This is a genomic window from Shewanella sp. HL-SH4 (genome assembly GCF_051164845.1).
In the GTDB taxonomy this organism is placed as follows: domain Bacteria; phylum Pseudomonadota; class Gammaproteobacteria; order Enterobacterales; family Shewanellaceae; genus Shewanella; species Shewanella glacialimarina.
In genome coordinates, this window is record NZ_CP195037.1 from 104,511 (window position 1) to 122,515 (window position 18,005).

An 18,005-nucleotide genomic window follows, 5' to 3' on the forward strand; every position below is an offset into this window, starting at 1 on the left:
TAACTCAGATTTTAATTTAAGTTTTTATTTGACTTAGAACTTCATTGAGAAGCCGGCATAATACTGACGTCCAATAACATCATACACTTCAGGTACAGTGCCACCATCTGAACCATTGGATACACTAGAGGGCTCTTCATCAGTCAGGTTCTTAACACCCGCACTGACCGTCATATCATTGTTGATATGATATGTACCAGAGATGTTGTGATAGAGCACTGAATCAGCCTTAGCTAGCGCAGCAATTGGATTATCATTTTCATCATAATCAGTATAGTGGTCGTCCATTGACCCAATATAGCGATTAAAATACATCACACTCCAATCACCTTGAGACGCTTGAATACTGAAGTTATTACGCACTTTTGCATAGGCGCCAAAATTGCCGTCAATTGTGCCCGTGTAATCTTCGTTATCTTGCTCAAAGTTCAGCAAGTAAGTAGTATCGTTACTGATCTTCCAGTCTAGGCCTAAGCCTTCAAAGGTATACGCTAGGTTAAAGTCGATACCTGAAGTATCTTGAGAGCCCACGTTAGTCAGTGAGCTAGTTAAGTTATCAAACTTAGCCGCTCCGGCCGCTGGGTCAATGCCAAAGGTTTCACAAGCAGTGTTGTCGTTACCAACTAAACATGCATTAATGCCTGATTGCACATCAAGACGTGTAATCGCATTAGTCACTTTGAAGCTCCAGTAATCTAATGTTAACGATAAACCATCAATCGCGCTCGGTGAATACACTACACCTGCGGTTAATGATTCAGATTCTTCAGCTTGCAAATCATCATCAGAAGTATAACGAACCAGAATTTGTGGGTCCTGCTCATGACCTAACGGATCGGTTAGGTAATCGAATGAACCTGTGTCTCCGCCGTATAATTCGCTGATGCTTGGTGCTCTGAAGCCTGTTGCAGCAACACCACGAAGCATTAAGTCATCAGTGGCTTCATAGGTTAAACCCACTTTCCAGGTAGTCGCTTTACCAAAGGTTGAATAATCATCATAACGTAGCGCAAATTCACCGGTTAATTTATCAGTAAACGGTACACTCACTTCTTGGAAGATAGATAACACGTTATAGTCGCCATCTGTTGCATCCTGTTGCGCTGCAGTGCTGTCACCATCCTGAATAACTTGATCAGGAGTATAGTATCCACTCTCATAGCGGTACTCTGCGCCAATAGCAAAAGCAACTGCACCGGCATCTAAATCAAATAACTCACCGTTTAGACCTGCAGAGAAAGTATGTTGCTCATTGCCACCACTATTTTGTTCGGTAAAACTAATGTCGTCGATAATAGCTTGATTTAATGGGTCGCCACTAAACCATGCATCCTGGTTAGCATAAACAGAGGCTTCCATGTTTGTCGCATTAATTGAATTATCAACCTGTGTTTTCGCTTTGTTGTTGCCGTAGGTATATGAAGCATCCCAGTTGAAACCAGTATGAACATCCAAAGTACCTGCTAAACCTGCAGACAAACGATATGTATCGGTATCTTGCGAACTTATACGCGGGCCTACATCAATGGTACGACGGCGATAATTGACACGGCCGGTATCATCAGCAGCAATACCGCCAGCAATCATTGCATCATTAAACGTGAAACAAGACTCTCCTGGTAATGTGTTAGCATCACCGCACACATTTAACATGATATCAGCTGGTTGAGCTGACATTTGCTGACTAGATTTACGTTTGGTATATAAAAAATCACCGCTAAATACAATATCATGGTTAATTTCTTGCACCATGTTAGCAAACACACTGGTACGTTCATTTGGGGTTTGATAGAAACTGTCTTGGGTATAATCATAACCACTATCGCGATTAACCCACTCCCCCTGATCGTTAATTACCTTGCCACCTAATGAACCCGTCGGGATAAAAGAGCTATAACCAGGATCTGTCCAGTCGCGATCTGATTGAATCACGCTTTCACGTTTAGAATAGGCAACCCCAAAAGTATAGTTTCCTGAGTCAGTGTTCATGCCATAAAGCGTACTGATTTCACCGTTTTCGCCATCGCTTTTATCAGTCATCCCACCTTGAACATCAAACTGAAAACCTTCAAAGTCTTTTTTGGTGATAATGTTTACCACACCCGCAATAGCATCAGACCCATATACGGCAGAAGCACCGTCTTTTAAAATTTCAACACGGGCAATCATGGCGACAGGAATCGCGTTTAAATCGACAGCGCTATCTGCACCAGAACCAGAATTGACCATACGACGGCCATTCAATAGCACCAAAGTACGTTGAGAGCCCATACCGCGTAAATCAACCTGGGCTATACCATCGGCACCATTATTTGTGCTCGAACCAACCGCGGCACCAGCCATTGATGTTTGTGCCTGTAACAACTCATCAACAGAAGTAAATCCTTCAGCTTTAATCGCAGCGGCATCAATTACGGTAACTGGTGAGGCAGTTTCCATATCCTGACGTTTAATCCGAGAACCTGTGACTTCAATACGTTCTACTTTAACCTGCTCATCCGCAGCGAATGCAGAGATTGAAACACTTGAAGAAACGGCAATTGAAGCAATTAAGGCCGATTGAATACTTGTAGAAATAATTTTTTTTTGGAACATAGTAATTAACTCCCAGTCATATTTATTATTATATTTTCGTTACCTTTAACTTGGTAAATATAACGACGACTAGATAGTGAATAAATTTATTAAACAGGTCAAACATAAAGGAACTAACTTAGCAGAGACAAAGGTTGCAATCACTTTGAAAATAATAATTGTAATTGTTAAGATTAAATAATATTTACTTTAAAACGGATAATATAGCGTCAAACACCCTAGCTCTAGTTACTTTTAAAGCTGAATCCTCTGTAGAAATAATAACATTAAACAAGCCCGACAAATTAACAAAACGTGATGCAAGTCACACAAAATGCCGTTAGGCTGATGATAAAGCAACAAATCTCGCTGTTAACCAGTATTGATATGGCCATTTACTAAACAAAAAAATATTTAACTTAACTTTTCAGATTAATTACTATTCATAAACCTCACTAATTTTGTATCAGACAATTTAAATAAAACATTAAATTAACACCTTAGATATTTAGAGTTAATGCGACTTACGCTGATATTTTAATAAAAATAGCAACAACACTTTAACCCGGCGGATACACTTGTTAATATTCCAGTGGAATAAGGAAGTATTTTAACAGATGCAACCTAGGTGTTATATTTATAATATTGATTTAAATAAGAAGATAAATGCATTATTTAATAATGATATACTCTAGATTACCTTTTGAATTAATGATTAATTTTCAATAATGTAATATCTATAGTCTACACTCTGATTTTAACTATTTTGCTAGTCTTTTAAATGCGCATAGCGCATAATTTCTTGCGGAATTTGATTTAGCGACAATACTTTGCTTGCAGCCCCTAAGGCGATTGCTTCTTTTGGCATGCCAAATACTACACAAGATTTCTCATCTTGAGCCACCGTAGGCGCGCCAGCATCCAGCATATCTTTTAGTCCTCTTGCACCATCATCGCCCATGCCGGTTAGAATAAATCCTACCGCATTCTTGCCAGCACATTTAGCGGTCGATCTAAAAAGTACGTCTACCGAAGGCTTATGACGATTCACTAAAGGGCCATCAATAACTTCCACTATGTACTGTGCGCCATTACGTTTAAGCAACATGTGTTTTCCCCCCGGGGCAATAAGTGCATGGCCAGGTAAAACACGATCATTGTTACGGGCTTCACTTACACGTATATCGCAAACATTATTAAGTCGCTCAGCAAAAGATGCGGTAAACTTTTCAGGCATATGTTGAACAATCACTATGCCAGGACAATTAGAAGGTAAAGCTTTTAGAAGGTACTCTAAAGCTTGAGTGCCACCTGTGGATGTACCAATGGCGACCACATGTTCGGTCGTTTTAGACATAGCCGATGCCCCGCAAGGTATTAAGCTTTCTACACTATTTTTTACTCTTACAGTGACCGCAGTCTTAGGCATACGAATATTGCTCATATTTGCTTTTGCTGCGGCTTTAACTGCATTTGTAATATCACTCGCGGCATCTTGGATAAAATCTTTTAAACCTATTTTTGGCTTGGTCACTATGCTAACGGCACCAGCAGACAAAGCCTGCATAGTTGTTTCAGCACCTTTGTCTGTTAATGTTGAGCAAATCACAACTGGAGTTGGCCGTTCTGCCATGATTTTTTTAAGGAAAGTGACGCCATCCATCCGCGGCATCTCTATATCTAAAACAATGACATCAGGCCACTGAATTGCCATTCTATTCATGGCAAATAAAGGGTCAGCAACAGCACTAATGACCTCAATGCCAGGGTCTTTATTCAATACACTTTGCAATACCTGTCTGACGATGGCCGAATCATCGACTATCATTACTTTGATTTTTGTCATAGCGCTTCTCTAGTAAGATCGCGTTCACCGTATTTTACCCATACATCACCATTCCATAATTCTAGATAGACTTGTCTGTGAACCAAGCCTCCTAAATCCATGTTTTGAATATTAAAGCCATGCGATGCCAATAACGTTAATCCCGCATCTATATTTTTTTCAGCAACGTTAAGAAAATGATGATTAATATTGAGCTGATGAAGCATGTTACTGCCACCAAATAGTTTGACATGATAATCTTGAGGTAAGGTTTTATATTTTCTTATTTCCTTTAAAAACAGTGAAATAGCTCCATCGGCAAAGAAACCAACATCGAGTCTTTTAGAGGTGCCACAGCAAGGCAACATATAGTGGCACATTCCACCTAAATGTTTTTCAGGATGCCATAAGGTGATGGCAACACAGGAACCCAGCAAGGTATTAATTTTTACCTTTCCTTGGTTAAAGTGAAACTCACCTGGTTGCAAGGTTATGCTCTTAAAATCAGTGTTTGGCAATACAGTATTCATCGTTTTTGATACACAGAAGGAACAATGACTTTCAGGTTATCCACAACACCATTGAGACTCTCAGAATGGCCAACTATAAAGTATCCATTGGGTTTTAGTTGTCTTAGTAATTGATTAACAACTTGTTGCTTTGTTTTCATATCAAAGTAAATGAGTACGTTGCGAAGAAAGATCACATCAAAACTACCAAGTTGACCAAGGTTATCTTTTAAATTGGCATGTATAAATTGCACTTTTTGCCTCAGCTCAGGACACACGATGAACGTGCCTTGCTGCTGCCCTGTTCCCTTGAGGCAATACTTAGTCAGATAGTTTTTTGGAATATTATCTGCTTTTTCAATAGCGTAATGCCCGCTTCTGGCTCTATCTAATATTTGAGTACTGATATCTGTACCCAAGATTTCCCAATTTTTACTACCAGCATGTTCTGCCAGTATCATTGCCAGAGTATAAGCTTCCTCACCGGATGAACTTGCTGCGCTCCAGACTCTGTAATGAACACTATTCCAAGTTGGGATAATGATATCTCGAATAAAGTCGAAGTGTTTGGGCTCGCGAAAGAAAAAAGTCTCATGGGTCGTCAGTAAGTCTATGGCTATTTGATATTCGTTATGAGATTTACTCTGCAGTAACTCAAAATATTGCGTATAACTATTTAATCCAAAATGTTTAACCCTTTTAGCAAGCCGGCTGCTGACAAGAGCTTTTTTATTTTCAGATAAATTAATACCAGCTATTTCATAAATCATTCGTTGAAATAAGCAGAACTCTTTATCACTGAGGTTTAAAATATCCATACTTATCCTCAAAACAGCAGTTCAAAAATATTCCCACACCTGTTAGGTTTTGAAAGCGTAGGAATAAAGCCTTGATTTACAGTTTTTTTTGTTCAGATCACTGTTTGTTATTAGGCAATTGATCTTGAACTAAGGTGCTTACCATAGTCATTTCTTGGACGGACAGGACCTTATCTACCTGTAAGATAATCACAAACTTACCATTTATCTTACCCATTCCTTGAATAAAATCTGCCCTTATTTGTGCGCCAAAGGCTGGTGCAGGTTCTATATCTTTGTTACTTATTTCAATCACTTCAGAAACAGCATCAACCATTACACCAATAACTTGCATTACATCTTCATTCAGTACTTCGATTATGACAATGCAAGTCCGTTTTACAATATTGCTTTGTTCTGCCCCAAAGCGAGCAGCTAAATCCACGACTGGAACCACAGAACCTCTTAGGTTTATCACACCTTTGATGAAATTTGGCATCATAGGAACAGGTGTAACATTACTGTACTCTAGAATTTCCTTTATATGTAAAATACCAATTGCATACATGGCTTCTTTTAAATTAAAGGTTAAATATTGCCAATCATCTTCAATATTGTTATCAATAGAACTGGCCAGCTTGCTGGGAAAATTCATTATTACCTCCTAAAAGCGTACAAAGTCATGTTCGCTAGTGGCAACAGAACGATCTTTGGTCCTGGTTCTTGATTTATCTGCTTGACCTTGATGATTTGTTCTCTTGCTATTCATTTGAGTTGAGCTGGAAATTTCAACCTTAAAGAAGCTAATAACGTCTTGAAGTAATTCAGCTTGACTACTCATTTCCTCAGCGGTGGCGGCAAGCTCTTCAGATGCAGAAGCGCTTTGCTGAGTAATTTGACTGAGCTGTTCCATTGCCGTGTTAATTTGCGCGGCTCCGGAAGATTGTTCTTCAGAAGCGGCGCTGATCTCTTGGACAAGATCCGCTGTTTTCTTGATAGAAGGTACAATCTCATCCAGAAGCTTACCCGCTTTTTCAGCCAACCCGACACTATTTGCCGCCACGCCGCCAATTTCTTGGGCAGCTACTTGGCTGCGCTCAGCGAGTTTGCGAACTTCAGCGGCAACAACGGCAAAACCTTTACCATGCTCACCGGCCCTGGCAGCCTCAATAGCGGCATTAAGCGCTAATAGATTAGTCTGATAGGCGATATCATCGATAATACTGATTTTATCGGCTATTGATTTCATGGCAGTTACTGTTTGCTGTACCGCGATTCCACCTTCGTCAGCTTCTTTAGCCGCCTTAGATGACATACCATCAGTAACCTTGGCATTTTCGGTATTTTGACTGATAGATGCGGACATTTGCTCTATTGAAGCAGAAGTTTCTTCCACACTTGCCGCTTGCTCACTCGCCCCTTGACTCATGCTCTGAGCCGTTGCAGAAACCTGTTCAGAGGCACTAGAGAGATTATCGGCTGATGCACGAATGCTAGTAATGATTTCTGAAAGCTTGGTTACCATGGTATTAACAGCAAAAAGCATACTTGAGGTGTCATTAGCTTTAACGTCTACTTTAACTTGTAAGTCACCATTAGCGATTAAACTGACGACCTGAGTAACGTAACTAGGCTCACCACCAAGTTGACGGGTAATGGATTTAGTCACTGCAATCGCGCCTACTATGGCGACTACGAAAGCAAGTAACCCCGCAATCCCCATTGCCCAAATACCATCTTCATAGCTCTGCTGAGAGACTTCGGCTGAACCTTCTAGCACAGAGCCTTGAAAACTAACCAATTCTGCAGCTGCTGCTAAATAAGCATTAAGAATAGGCATGGCATCATCGAGCATCACTTTGATGGCCTCTTCTTTTAACCCCTTGTTAATCAGATCATTGATTTGATTAAACTCTGTTTGAAAATTAACCCTCATCTCTTTAAGTGCTGCCATTTTAGCCTTTCCATCGGGCAATTTAATCATTGCATCAAGTTCGGCGGTTTTTTGGTCTATAGCAGTCTTATTGCTTTCTAGTCTTTCATGCAGTGATTTTTGATCGCCTGGATCGTCATTTATTAATAATTCTAAACGGCTTTTTGCATTGCTATTCGCCAAATCTATTAAGTCATTGGCCAAAACTGTTTTACGCCAATCATCGGTGACGATCCGATAGGTAATACTATTAACAGTCGACAGCTCTTTTAAGCCAATCCCGATAATGACTAACATTAAGACGATTAGCAGCGCAAAGGTAAGACCTAGACGCATACTTAGTTTCATATTATTAAACATCCATTTATTCCTTTCGTTAAGAAATTCGAAATCAAGCTTGGCTATAAAGGGCTTTGGCTGATTCAGTTGTTAGTATCTTTTGTACTAAGTTAGGCACGTCAAGGATTAGCGCAACTTCGCCACTGCCCAGCACAGTTGAACCACTTATTCCTTGTATATGACTAAATATGTTACCTAAGGGCTTAATAACAGTTTGAAACTCCCCTACTAGTTTATCGACCGCCAACCCTACTTTGTTGCCAAGGTAAGAAATGACGATAACATTTTCTCGTTTAGGTGGACGCCCGCCTAAATTGAACAAACGCCTAAGTCTAATAAAGGGCAATACTTCTCCCCTTAGATTGATATAACTTTGCTGTGAATTAGGGGAAATGTCCGAGTTAGCTTCATTCAACTCAACACACTCAAGCACCATGTTGAGCGGTATTACAAAGGATGATTTTTCGATTTCGACTAGGAAACCATCAATAATGGCCAGGGTCAGCGGTAGACGAATGCTAAATGTTGCTCCTTGACCAAGAATACTTTGCACTTCCACCGTTCCCCTTAGCGCGGTAATATTGCGTTTTACCACATCCATGCCTACACCACGGCCTGACAAATTAGTTACCGCATCAGCAGTGGAAAAACCCGGTTCGAAAATCAGATTATTCACTTCCTGAACATCTAGGCTTTCTCCCTCAGGAATTAAACCCTTTTCTTGAGCTTTCTTGAGAATTTTTTCATAATTAAGACCAGCACCATCGTCAGAAACTTCGATGACTATCATGCCTGAATCATGATAGGCATTAAGAGTGAGCCTGCCCTTGGGATCTTTCTGTTTTTGAATACGCACATCTGGTGCTTCAATGCCATGATCCATAGAGTTTCTAATTAAGTGCATTAACGGGTCGCTAATTTTCTCAACAACCGTTTTATCTAATTCAGTTTCAGCTCCGGTTATCACTAGCTCAATATCTTTGCCTAATTCTTTTGCTACATCACGAACCACCCGTTGAAAACGCGTAAATGTGGCACCAATCTGTACCATCCGAAGCTGTAAAGCAGCATCACGTACTTCTTCTACCAAACGAGTTAACATGGAAAAAGATTCAATTAAGATCCGATCACCGGAACTATGTGCGTGCAAACTAGAGCCTGCACCCGCTATTACAAGTTCTCCTACCAAATTTATCAATTGGTCAAGTTTATCTGCATCGACTCTTACCGATTGAATTTCCTTTGTTTTCCCTTCACGTATCTGATTTTGTTTAGCAATTGCTGATTCAAGTACAGGTTGTGGAGTCAAACCGTTATTTACAACAATCGATCCTAGCGGAACATTAATTGACTGATTTTTGAGATCTCTTTGAAGCCCTAAAGCATATTCAAGTTCATTAGGCGTTAATGAGCCTGACTGGACTAAAATATCGCCTAATTGAAAATCTTGCTCAGGCAGTGCCTTTATAAGAGCAATATAATCACTTACACGACTAGTCGGAGGTAATATATGCACTTGACTATCTTCGCGAATAAATTCAAAGGCACCTTCAATTTCAAGTTTGTCAGCTTGGCTATTAAAGTTAATTTCGTAACCTAAATAACAGGTTTCAGGATCCATCTCGGAGGCAGGAGGTAAGTTGGGAAATAACGTGGTAATTGACTCTATTGCCCCTAGGGTAGCCAGATAACGTAAAATAGCTAAAGGGTCCATACCGAAGCGGAATGAATCTGGATGATAACGTACTGAAATATGCCAATTATCACTTTTAACTTGGGGACTATCCTCCCTTTCAACTGCTTGAGTTGTTGTCAGCTGAGTATTGATAGTTGCCGACTCTTCTGCGCCATCGGTTCCCCCCTGCTTAACAACAATAACTAGCGTTTGAAGTAATGCTCTACCATTAAGATCATCATGCTCTGATAAGGCTGTTTTGTATTCGACATTATCTATAAGTAAGCTTATGTGATCTTTACAGTCTAACAATAAAGAAGTTAACTCAGAATTAGAGGGAATTTTTCCATCCCGCATTTTATCAAGCAAACTTTCTACACCATGTGTGAAGTGAACTACGGCATCGAGCGAGAAAATTCCGGCCGAGCCTTTAATTGTATGCGCAGCACGAAAAATACCATTAAGACTTTCACTCTGGTTTTCTTCATGTTCTAAATTAAGTAAAAGAGACTCCATTTCGTCAAGTAACTCTCTACTTTCTGAAATATACAAACCCAATACTTGTTCGAATTCATCCATGACAATATCCTTATTAATTTCTTAATAATTACACTGACAACGTTATTGTCTAGTAATCACCACAGGGTCATTGAACCAACTGATTAATCCCATAATTTCAATAGCTTCTAATACAGCCGCACTATGGCTTACCAAAGTAAGCTCATGCTGTGTTAAGGTTTGTTGTTGCTTTGCCATTATCAAAAGTTGTAATCCTGCAGCATCGATTTCGGTCACAGCCGCCAGATTTAACTCAAGATCTTGGCCAGTATTTAAGGCGTCAATAAATTGAGCTTTTAAGTCTAGCGCATTGTGAATTGTCATTGGGCCTTCGATATAGGCTCGGGCCCCTAAATCTGTTTTTGTGAAAGTCAGCATAGTCGTTAAATCCTTTTAATCACTAGGATAAAAAGCAATAGTTATATTAACTTAGCTACAGCAGCGAGCATTTGTTGTGGCTGAAAAGGTTTAACAACCCAGGCTCTTGCGCCGGCTGCTTGACCCTCTGATTTTTTGTCTGCCTGAGACTCCGTGGTAAGCATTATGATGGGAGTAAATTTATGTGCGGGGAGTTTTTTAACTTCTTTTACCATGCTAATACCGTCCATGTTTGGCATATTAACATCACTGATGATCAGGTTAATTTGCGCACCAGCAAGTTTTTTTAGTGCATCGACACCATCGCAGGCTTCCACTGTATTATAGCCCGCCCCTTTAAGGGTAATACTGACAACCTGCCTTAAACTTGCAGAATCATCTACTATCATAATTGTTTTAGCCATTAGTTCTTCCCTGTGTTTTTTATAATTTCCGACGTTGTTTAGTTAGTATTTTAAGATTAAAAGAAGGTTATCTCTTCCATGACATCCAATTTTTGCCTACCTGAGTTATGATTCATTCTTTGATCAAGCATGGCATAACCCTTTTCCATATTAGTAAGCCAATGACTGAGATCTTTGTCAGTAAACTCTTTGCCAATTTGCTTATTTTCATGTGCATGAGCCATGGTCACAGTCAGTTCATCAATACTGTTGTTAACTTGTGTCAAAATTTGGCTAGTTCGGTCTTGAAACTGAAGAGACACTAACATTTCAGATATTTCTTGTTGTATTTTTTGCCCTTCTTGTTGCATTGCCTGTTTAGAATCAGCTAACTCTTCAACAGTAATTGTAAAGCTAGCCAGCACTTCTTTAATGGATTTTTCCGCACGTTCCATGATGCCATCATCATCCTTAGTGGCTTTTTCTGCCACCGCAAATGCGCCATTAACGGCACCATTAATGACATTAACTTTTTCGGTCATATTTCTGCCAGTTGCACTGGACAATGACGATAATTTTCTCACTTCATCGGCTACTACGGCAAAACCTCTGCCCGCTTCACCCGCTCTAGCCGCTTCAATCGCGGCATTCAAAGCCAATAAATTTGTCTGTCCTGCAATAGCATCAACTTCAGTAGCCATCTTTTTTAACTCATCAGTGTAAGTCGTTAACATTCTAACTTCATCCAAGATTGCTGCTCTATCATGTTGTGTTGCTTGCAAGGAGGCCATAACACTATTCAGCGCTTTTTCTGAGAAAGAAAACGTTTTCTCTATCGTGTTATCTTGTTCACTGTTTGAACTTGAATGGGACGGAAAAGCTTGGCTTAAACTTTCAACTAACGAGCTAAAATTGTTGGCTAACTCTGTAGTTGCTGTTTCTGTTTGTTTGCGTGTTGTTTCTATTTGACGACTCCAGATAGGGAACACTGCTAAGCAGAGTTTATCTGTGTTATTGATTATTTTATTCGTTTCGATTTGAGTATTAACTTGAGATTTAAGTTCAACAAGTTGTGTGTTAATTGAACTTAACGTTTGACGTGTCCAGTGGCCAAACAACAAACCTAACCCAGTAAGAAGTAAAGCACTGATGATGGTAACGAGGGACACAGGGGAAAATGATAACAAAAGTATGCTACCAAGAACGCCAAGTACTATTGGGTAGATATGAACCTCTGTACGCATAACACTCCCTGTTACTCTGTCGGTTATATTTTTGACGAAAAAACCTGATGCCTTCCAAGATATCTAATTTAATTAAAATGGCTGCTTTCATTAACTATAAAGCACTAATAGACCAATCATTCAATAAAATTTATATAACGTCTGGAATTAAATATATCAGACATTTTCTTATTTGCAATCAAACACAAAAATAAACTTAACCACCATAAAATGAGTCATACTGAGCTATCTTTAGAGTAATTACTTTGTGCTAAATAGCGCTAGATAAATAGAGATCAGGACAATATAAAAAACCTATCCAACTGATTGTATTAACTTTAGCTATGAAAGTTGATTTCGAATACCTAGATGCAACTACACTCTTTAATTAACTACATTATCTATACTTGATTTTAAAGGAGGTTAAAAATCTAAAATAGGCACATTGTACTTGTATAAATGACATAGCTCATTAGAAATACAGGAGTAATACTTTTGGTTTACTTTATTTAATGGTATCTAGTAATTAATAACTATTTTTATTAAGGCTCCAACAGTCAATACCACTTAATTTAAAAATATTCTACCGGCATAACCTATCATTTACTTCAATAAGATAAACAACTGGGAGCTGTACTATTATGTCTTAATTTCTCTCTGCACACCGAATAGTATAAAAATTTAGTTACAGAATTTAGATGATTTAGATGATTTAGATGATTTAGATGATTTAGATGGCTATTTAATAAAAAATTGTGGTTTGAATTACTATCAAAGAACATTAAAGTAACAAATATTAATTGACGATAAAAATCAGAACTAATACATCCAGAAATCTTATAATAAATTTAAGGGCACCTAAGTACCCTTATATAGTTAGTCGCTAATTCAACTATTCTGGTTTGATTATATTAAAGTGCTGATAAGCCCTTTGAGTCGCAATACGACCTCGAGGTGTGCGCTGGATAAACCCTTGTTGAATGAGAAAGGGCTCTAGGACATCTTCAATGGTATCTCTATCCTCTCCAATTGCGGCTGCAAGGTTATCAAGCCCTACAGGTCCCCCCATAAATTTATCTATAATTGCTAACAACAGCTTTCTATCTAAATAATCAAAACCTTCAAGGTCGACATCAAGCAAATCAAGCGCTTGTTCTGCCACTTCCTTAGTAACAACCCCATCATGTTTCACTTCAGCGTAATCTCTGACTCGGCGTAATAGACGGTTTGCAATTCGAGGTGTTCCGCGGGAGCGCCGTGCAATTTCAACCGCGCCTTCTGGGGCAATAGACAAGTTCATCACGTTAGCTGAGCGAGTCACAATCGTGGTTAAATCAGCCACATTATAAAATTCAAGACGTAACGGAATACCAAAACGAGCTCGCAGTGGCGATGTTAATGCACCTGCTCTGGTGGTTGCGCCAACCAATGTAAAGGGTGGTAAATCTAATTTAATCGAACGCGCAGCAGGCCCTTCGCCAATCATTATATCGAGTTGATAATCTTCTAAGGCTGGATATAAAATTTCTTCAACTACCGGGCTAAGACGATGTATTTCATCAATAAACAGCACATCACCCTCTTCTAAATTAGTCAACAAAGCAGCTAAGTCGCCCGCTTTTTCTAAAACAGGCCCAGAGGTTGATTTAATATTAACGCCCATCTCATTAGCAACAATCATTGCCAAAGTGGTTTTGCCTAACCCTGGTGGGCCAAATATAAGCATATGATCAAGCGCTTCTTTTCGATTAAGTGCTGCTTGAATAAATACTTTTAGCTGTGCTCGAGTATCATCTTGCCCGGTATACTCATCAAGCATCTTAGGCCGCATAGCCCTGTCGACGACTTCATCGTGAATTTGAATTTCAGGCTGTATTAATCGATCCGCTTCAATCATGGTGTTACTGTCCTTTTACCTTAAAGCATCGACTTGAGTGCCGCTTTTATCAGTACTTCTGATGTCATCCCAAGCTTGAAATTAGCTGAAACAGCTTTGCTGGCTTGAGCTGGCTTATAACCTAATGATATTAAAGCTGAAATGGCATCTTCTTCAGCACTTTCAGCAACAGGAACTGGGGAATAATTTGATTGCAGCACAAATTCGCGCTCTGATCCTACTGACGCTTCAAGTAAAGATCTTAGCTTATCTCGCATTTCAACAATCAAGCGCTCTGCGGTTTTCTTACCGACACCGGGTAATTTAACTAAAGTGGCAATATCATCGCGCTCAACGCAAGCAACAAACTCACCCGCATTCATGCCCGATAAAATGGTTAGTGCCAATTTAGGGCCAACACCATTGGTTTTGATTAACAAACGAAATAACGCGCGTTCTTGTTTAGTAATAAAACCATATAATAATTGCGCATCTTCACGCACCACAAAATGGGTATACACCATCGCGGGTTGATTAAGTTCAGGTAACTCATAAAAACTGGTTAGCGGTACTTGAAGCTCATAACCTACGCCATTAACATCGATGACGATTTCTGGGGCATGTTTTTCAACTAAAATTCCATTCAAACGACCAATCATTTGTATCTTCCATATGTTCTTGTATTTGCACGGCCGCTTAATGCCACTAAGCTTTGGCTTGTGTGATAATGACATATCGCCACAGCCAGAGCATCTGCCGCATCAGCTTGCGGCGCTGCGGGTAATTTCAATAATTGAGTAATCATATGCTGCACTTGCGTTTTTTGCGCTCTGCCTGTGCCTACCACTGCACTTTTTATTTGTGTTGCACTGTATTCTGCAACGGGTAGGTCTGCACATGTTGCAGCCACAATAGCGGCACCGCGTGCCTGGCCTAGCTTTAGTGCTGAGTCTGCATTTTTCGCCATAAATACACGTTCAATGGCAAATTCATCGGGTTGATATTGTCTAATAATTTCAGATAATCCAGCATAAATCTGCTGTAACCTAAGGGAAAGTTCATCAGATTGTGTACGAATACAACCACTGCCTAAATACTGCTGTTGTCTACCCACACATTTTATTACACCATAACCGGTGATCCGTGAGCCTGGGTCAACACCTAAAATAATTGCCATTAATTGAGTTAGCCTAATTGTTCCATCACATCATTACTTATATCAGCGTTATGATACACTTCTTGTACATCATCATGATCTTCTAATGTATCGATTAATCTTAAAAATTGTTCGGCATTTTCAAGGTCAAGTTCGGCTTTGGTTGATGGCACCATAGTGACCTCTGCATTGTCACTGGTAAATTCAGCTTTATCTAATGCATCTTTTACTTTGCCAAACGCGTTTGGTGACGTATAAACATCAATAGTACCATCATCATTGACAATAACATCATCAGCACCAGACTCTATCGCTGCATCCATCACACTATCTTCGTCTAAGCCTTCAAGATACGAAATAACACCCAGTTTGGTAAATAAGTAAGCAACTGAACCATCTGTGCCCAAATTACCACCATTCTTACTAAAAGCATTGCGAACGCCTGAAACGGTACGATTTCTGTTATCTGTCATGGTTTCAACCATCACGGCACTGCCACCAGGACCATAACCTTCATAGATGATAGTTTCCAGTTGCAGCCCTTCGATTTCACCGGCGCCTCGTTTTACCGCGCGCTCAACAGTGTCACGGGTCATATTATTTGATAAGGCTTTATCAATGGCAGCTCTGAGTCGTGGATTCGCGTCAGGATCTGATCCGCCTTCGCGTGCAGCAACGGTCAACTCTCGAATAAACTTAGTAAATAACTTGCCGCGTTTAGCATCTTGTGCCGCTTTACGGTGTTTAATATTGGCCCATTTACTATGTCCTGCCATGAAAACTCCCTTGTATTTATTTGTAACGCTACCGCTTTTACAATAATCATTTACTGCTTGGTGAAAGCCTGTTGGCCACAAAAATAGAGTGCCATAAACACAGACCGAGGCATAAGCCTCGGAATGTAGGTAAAACTTAGCTTAACAGTAAATTACTCTGCGTCAGCTTTAGGCTTCTCAATCACTTGAATACCTAATTCGATTAATTGCTGTGGATTAGCAAAACCAGGGGCATTAGTCAAAGGACACGCCGCAGTGGTTGTTTTAGGGAACGCCATCACATCACGAATTGAACTAGCACCTGTCATTAGCATAATAATTCGATCTAAACCAAACGCTAAACCTGCATGAGGAGGCGTACCATATCGTAATGCTTCAAGTAAGAAACCAAATTTTTCTTTAGCCTCTTCTTTCTCGATACCTAATAAATCAAACACGGTACTTTGCATTTCAGCATTATGAATACGCACTGAACCGCCGCCTAACTCACAACCGTTTAATACCATATCGTAAGCATCAGATACTGTGTTAGCAGGATCAAGTTTTAATTGCTCTGCGTTCACACCGCGTGGCGCGGTAAATGGATGATGCACTGCGTGTAAGCCGCCTTCAACCTTTTCAAACATTGGGAAGTCAACAACCCATAATGGACGCCATTGCCCTTGCAATAAGTTAAAGTCTTCACCCGCTTTTAAGCGAAGTGCACCCAAGGCTTCTGCCACAACATTAGCTTTATCTGCACCAAATAATATGATGTCACCTGTTTGAGCGCCTGTACGGTCAATAATTTGCTTAACGATGTCTTCATTTAAGAATTTAAGCACAGGAGATTGAATACCATCCATACCTGCATCTACATCATTTAGCTTCATCCAGGCTAAGCCTTTGGCACCATAAATACCGGCGAATTTGGTGTAATCATCGATTTGTTTACGTGATAACGAAGCACCAGTAGGAATGCGAAGCGCCGTAACACGACCTTCTATATCATTTGCTGGACCGTTAAAGACTGCAAACTCAACGTTTTTAACTAAATCGGCAATATCGACTAATTCAAGAGGATTTCGTAAATCTGGCTTATCTGACCCAAAACGGCGCATTGCATCTGCATACGTCATTCTTGGAAAATCACCTAAATCAACATTTAATAAGTCTTGAAATAAACCGCGCATCATTTGCTCAGTTTTTTCCATCACTTGCTCTGATGTCATGAAAGATGTTTCGATATCAATTTGAGTAAATTCAGGTTGACGATCAGCACGTAAATCTTCATCACGGAAACATTTCACGATTTGATAATAACGGTCAAAACCTGACATCATCAATAACTGTTTAAATAGCTGTGGTGACTGTGGTAATGCAAAAAATTGACCTTTATACGTACGACTTGGGACTAAATAATCTCGTGCACCTTCTGGCGTTGCCTTGGTCAATATTGGCGTTTCAATGTCTAAAAAGCCATTGGTGTCGAGAAAGTTACGCACATAACTGGTGACTTTGGCGCGGAATACGATCCGTTCAGCCATTTCAGGACGACGTAAATCAAGATAGCGATATTTTAAACGTTGTTCTTCACTATTATTTTGATAATTATCCATGCTAAGTGGTAATGGCGCAGATGCATTGATAATCGTTAAGCCTTTACCTAAGATTTCAATTTCACCTGTTTTCATTTGCGCATTAACTTGGCTGTCTGGACGAGCACGGACTAAGCCAGTTACTTGGACACAAAATTCACCGCGCAAGGTACTGGCGATATCAAATACGTCTTTTAAGTCAGGATCGTAAACAACTTGAATTAACCCTTCACGATCACGTAAATCTAAGAAAACCACTCCGCCTAAATCACGGCTACGATTAACCCAACCTACTAAGGTAACTTCTTGACCTAAATGAGACTTATTAATGTCTCCACAATAATGGCTACGCATTGAACTCTATCCTTTAAATAAAAGCGATTTTAGCAAAGCAAACGTTCGCATATCAAAAATGATAAAAACGGC

General features: G+C 39.8%; 15 protein-coding genes. All 15 read right to left on the bottom strand.

Annotated elements, in window-relative coordinates; genetic code table 11:
* Positions 1-33: 33 nt before the first annotated feature.
* The 15 genes from ACRWQL_RS01470 to aspS all read right to left on the bottom strand — a co-directional run bounded on the left by ACRWQL_RS01470 (position 34) and on the right by aspS (position 17,933).
* Positions 34-2,595 (bottom strand): TonB-dependent receptor, encoded by a 2,562-nt coding sequence (locus tag ACRWQL_RS01470; protein ID WP_434951907.1) that lies wholly within the window; start codon positions 2,593-2,595, stop codon positions 34-36.
* A 748-nt stretch (positions 2,596-3,343) separates the two neighbouring features.
* The gene (locus ACRWQL_RS01475) at positions 3,344-4,420 is read right to left on the bottom strand and encodes a protein-glutamate methylesterase/protein-glutamine glutaminase (protein WP_434951909.1); all 1,077 of its coding nucleotides are present in this window, start codon (positions 4,418-4,420) and stop codon (positions 3,344-3,346) included.
* Entirely contained in the window at positions 4,417-4,887 is a 471-nt protein-coding gene (locus ACRWQL_RS01480; RefSeq protein WP_434951911.1) for a hypothetical protein, read from the bottom strand. Before ACRWQL_RS01480 ends, ACRWQL_RS01475 begins: the two co-directional genes overlap by 4 nt.
* 38 nt (positions 4,888-4,925) lie before the next feature.
* Entirely contained in the window at positions 4,926-5,726 is an 801-nt protein-coding gene (locus ACRWQL_RS01485) for a CheR family methyltransferase (protein ID WP_434951913.1), read from the bottom strand.
* Between the two features lie 97 nt (positions 5,727-5,823).
* On the bottom strand, positions 5,824-6,360 hold the full coding sequence (locus tag ACRWQL_RS01490) for a chemotaxis protein CheW (RefSeq protein WP_434926100.1): 537 nt from the start codon (positions 6,358-6,360) through the stop codon (positions 5,824-5,826).
* 9 nt (positions 6,361-6,369) lie between these two features.
* The gene (locus tag ACRWQL_RS01495) at positions 6,370-7,986 is read right to left on the bottom strand and encodes a methyl-accepting chemotaxis protein (protein ID WP_434951915.1); all 1,617 of its coding nucleotides are present in this window, start codon (positions 7,984-7,986) and stop codon (positions 6,370-6,372) included.
* 43 nt (positions 7,987-8,029) lie between these two features.
* Positions 8,030-10,231, bottom strand: a complete 2,202-nt coding sequence (locus ACRWQL_RS01500) for a chemotaxis protein CheA (RefSeq protein ID WP_434951917.1) — start codon at positions 10,229-10,231, stop codon at positions 8,030-8,032.
* 42 nt (positions 10,232-10,273) lie between these two features.
* Positions 10,274-10,588, bottom strand: a complete 315-nt coding sequence (locus tag ACRWQL_RS01505) for an STAS domain-containing protein (protein ID WP_434951919.1) — start codon at positions 10,586-10,588, stop codon at positions 10,274-10,276.
* A gap of 41 nt (positions 10,589-10,629) precedes the next feature.
* Positions 10,630-10,992 carry a response regulator gene (locus ACRWQL_RS01510; protein WP_434926095.1) on the bottom strand — a complete coding sequence of 121 codons (363 nt, stop codon included), beginning with the start codon at positions 10,990-10,992 and terminating at the stop codon, positions 10,630-10,632.
* A gap of 56 nt (positions 10,993-11,048) precedes the next feature.
* Positions 11,049-12,215: a methyl-accepting chemotaxis protein gene (locus ACRWQL_RS01515; RefSeq protein WP_434951920.1), complete on the bottom strand. Its 1,167-nt coding sequence runs from the start codon at positions 12,213-12,215 to the stop codon at positions 11,049-11,051.
* A gap of 871 nt (positions 12,216-13,086) precedes the next feature.
* Entirely contained in the window at positions 13,087-14,091 is a 1,005-nt protein-coding gene (gene ruvB / locus ACRWQL_RS01520) for a Holliday junction branch migration DNA helicase RuvB (RefSeq protein ID WP_434926093.1), read from the bottom strand.
* A 20-nt stretch (positions 14,092-14,111) separates the two neighbouring features.
* Entirely contained in the window at positions 14,112-14,729 is a 618-nt protein-coding gene (gene ruvA, locus ACRWQL_RS01525) for a Holliday junction branch migration protein RuvA (RefSeq protein WP_434951922.1), read from the bottom strand.
* The gene (gene ruvC / locus ACRWQL_RS01530) at positions 14,726-15,247 is read right to left on the bottom strand and encodes a crossover junction endodeoxyribonuclease RuvC (RefSeq protein ID WP_434926091.1); all 522 of its coding nucleotides are present in this window, start codon (positions 15,245-15,247) and stop codon (positions 14,726-14,728) included. Before ruvC ends, ruvA begins: the two co-directional genes overlap by 4 nt.
* An 8-nt stretch (positions 15,248-15,255) precedes the next feature.
* Positions 15,256-16,002: a YebC/PmpR family DNA-binding transcriptional regulator gene (locus ACRWQL_RS01535; RefSeq protein WP_434951924.1), complete on the bottom strand. Its 747-nt coding sequence runs from the start codon at positions 16,000-16,002 to the stop codon at positions 15,256-15,258.
* Between the two features lie 152 nt (positions 16,003-16,154).
* Complete coding sequence (aspS, locus tag ACRWQL_RS01540) at positions 16,155-17,933, bottom strand: aspartate--tRNA ligase (RefSeq protein WP_434951926.1); 1,779 nt, start codon at positions 17,931-17,933, stop codon at positions 16,155-16,157.
* Between the last annotated feature and the right edge of the window lie 72 nt (positions 17,934-18,005).

What these genes read in the sequence shown, in the direction of transcription:
- ACRWQL_RS01470 (WP_434951907.1), bottom strand. Translation starts at nt 2,595, where the DNA reads ATGTTCCAAAAAAAAATTATTTCTACAAGTATTCAATCGGCCTTAATT.
- ACRWQL_RS01475 (WP_434951909.1), bottom strand. Translation starts at nt 4,420, where the DNA reads ATGACAAAAATCAAAGTAATGATAGTCGATGATTCGGCCATCGTCAGA.
- ACRWQL_RS01485 (WP_434951913.1), bottom strand. Translation starts at nt 5,726, where the DNA reads ATGGATATTTTAAACCTCAGTGATAAAGAGTTCTGCTTATTTCAACGA.
- ACRWQL_RS01490 (WP_434926100.1), bottom strand. Translation starts at nt 6,360, where the DNA reads ATGAATTTTCCCAGCAAGCTGGCCAGTTCTATTGATAACAATATTGAA.
- ACRWQL_RS01495 (WP_434951915.1), bottom strand. Translation starts at nt 7,986, where the DNA reads ATGAAACTAAGTATGCGTCTAGGTCTTACCTTTGCGCTGCTAATCGTC.
- ACRWQL_RS01500 (WP_434951917.1), bottom strand. Translation starts at nt 10,231, where the DNA reads ATGGATGAATTCGAACAAGTATTGGGTTTGTATATTTCAGAAAGTAGA.
- ACRWQL_RS01505 (WP_434951919.1), bottom strand. Translation starts at nt 10,588, where the DNA reads ATGCTGACTTTCACAAAAACAGATTTAGGGGCCCGAGCCTATATCGAA.
- ACRWQL_RS01510 (WP_434926095.1), bottom strand. Translation starts at nt 10,992, where the DNA reads ATGGCTAAAACAATTATGATAGTAGATGATTCTGCAAGTTTAAGGCAG.
- ACRWQL_RS01515 (WP_434951920.1), bottom strand. Translation starts at nt 12,215, where the DNA reads ATGCGTACAGAGGTTCATATCTACCCAATAGTACTTGGCGTTCTTGGT.
- ruvB (WP_434926093.1), bottom strand. Translation starts at nt 14,091, where the DNA reads ATGATTGAAGCGGATCGATTAATACAGCCTGAAATTCAAATTCACGAT.
- ruvA (WP_434951922.1), bottom strand. Translation starts at nt 14,729, where the DNA reads ATGATTGGTCGTTTGAATGGAATTTTAGTTGAAAAACATGCCCCAGAA.
- ruvC (WP_434926091.1), bottom strand. Translation starts at nt 15,247, where the DNA reads ATGGCAATTATTTTAGGTGTTGACCCAGGCTCACGGATCACCGGTTAT.
- ACRWQL_RS01535 (WP_434951924.1), bottom strand. Translation starts at nt 16,002, where the DNA reads ATGGCAGGACATAGTAAATGGGCCAATATTAAACACCGTAAAGCGGCA.
- aspS (WP_434951926.1), bottom strand. Translation starts at nt 17,933, where the DNA reads ATGCGTAGCCATTATTGTGGAGACATTAATAAGTCTCATTTAGGTCAA.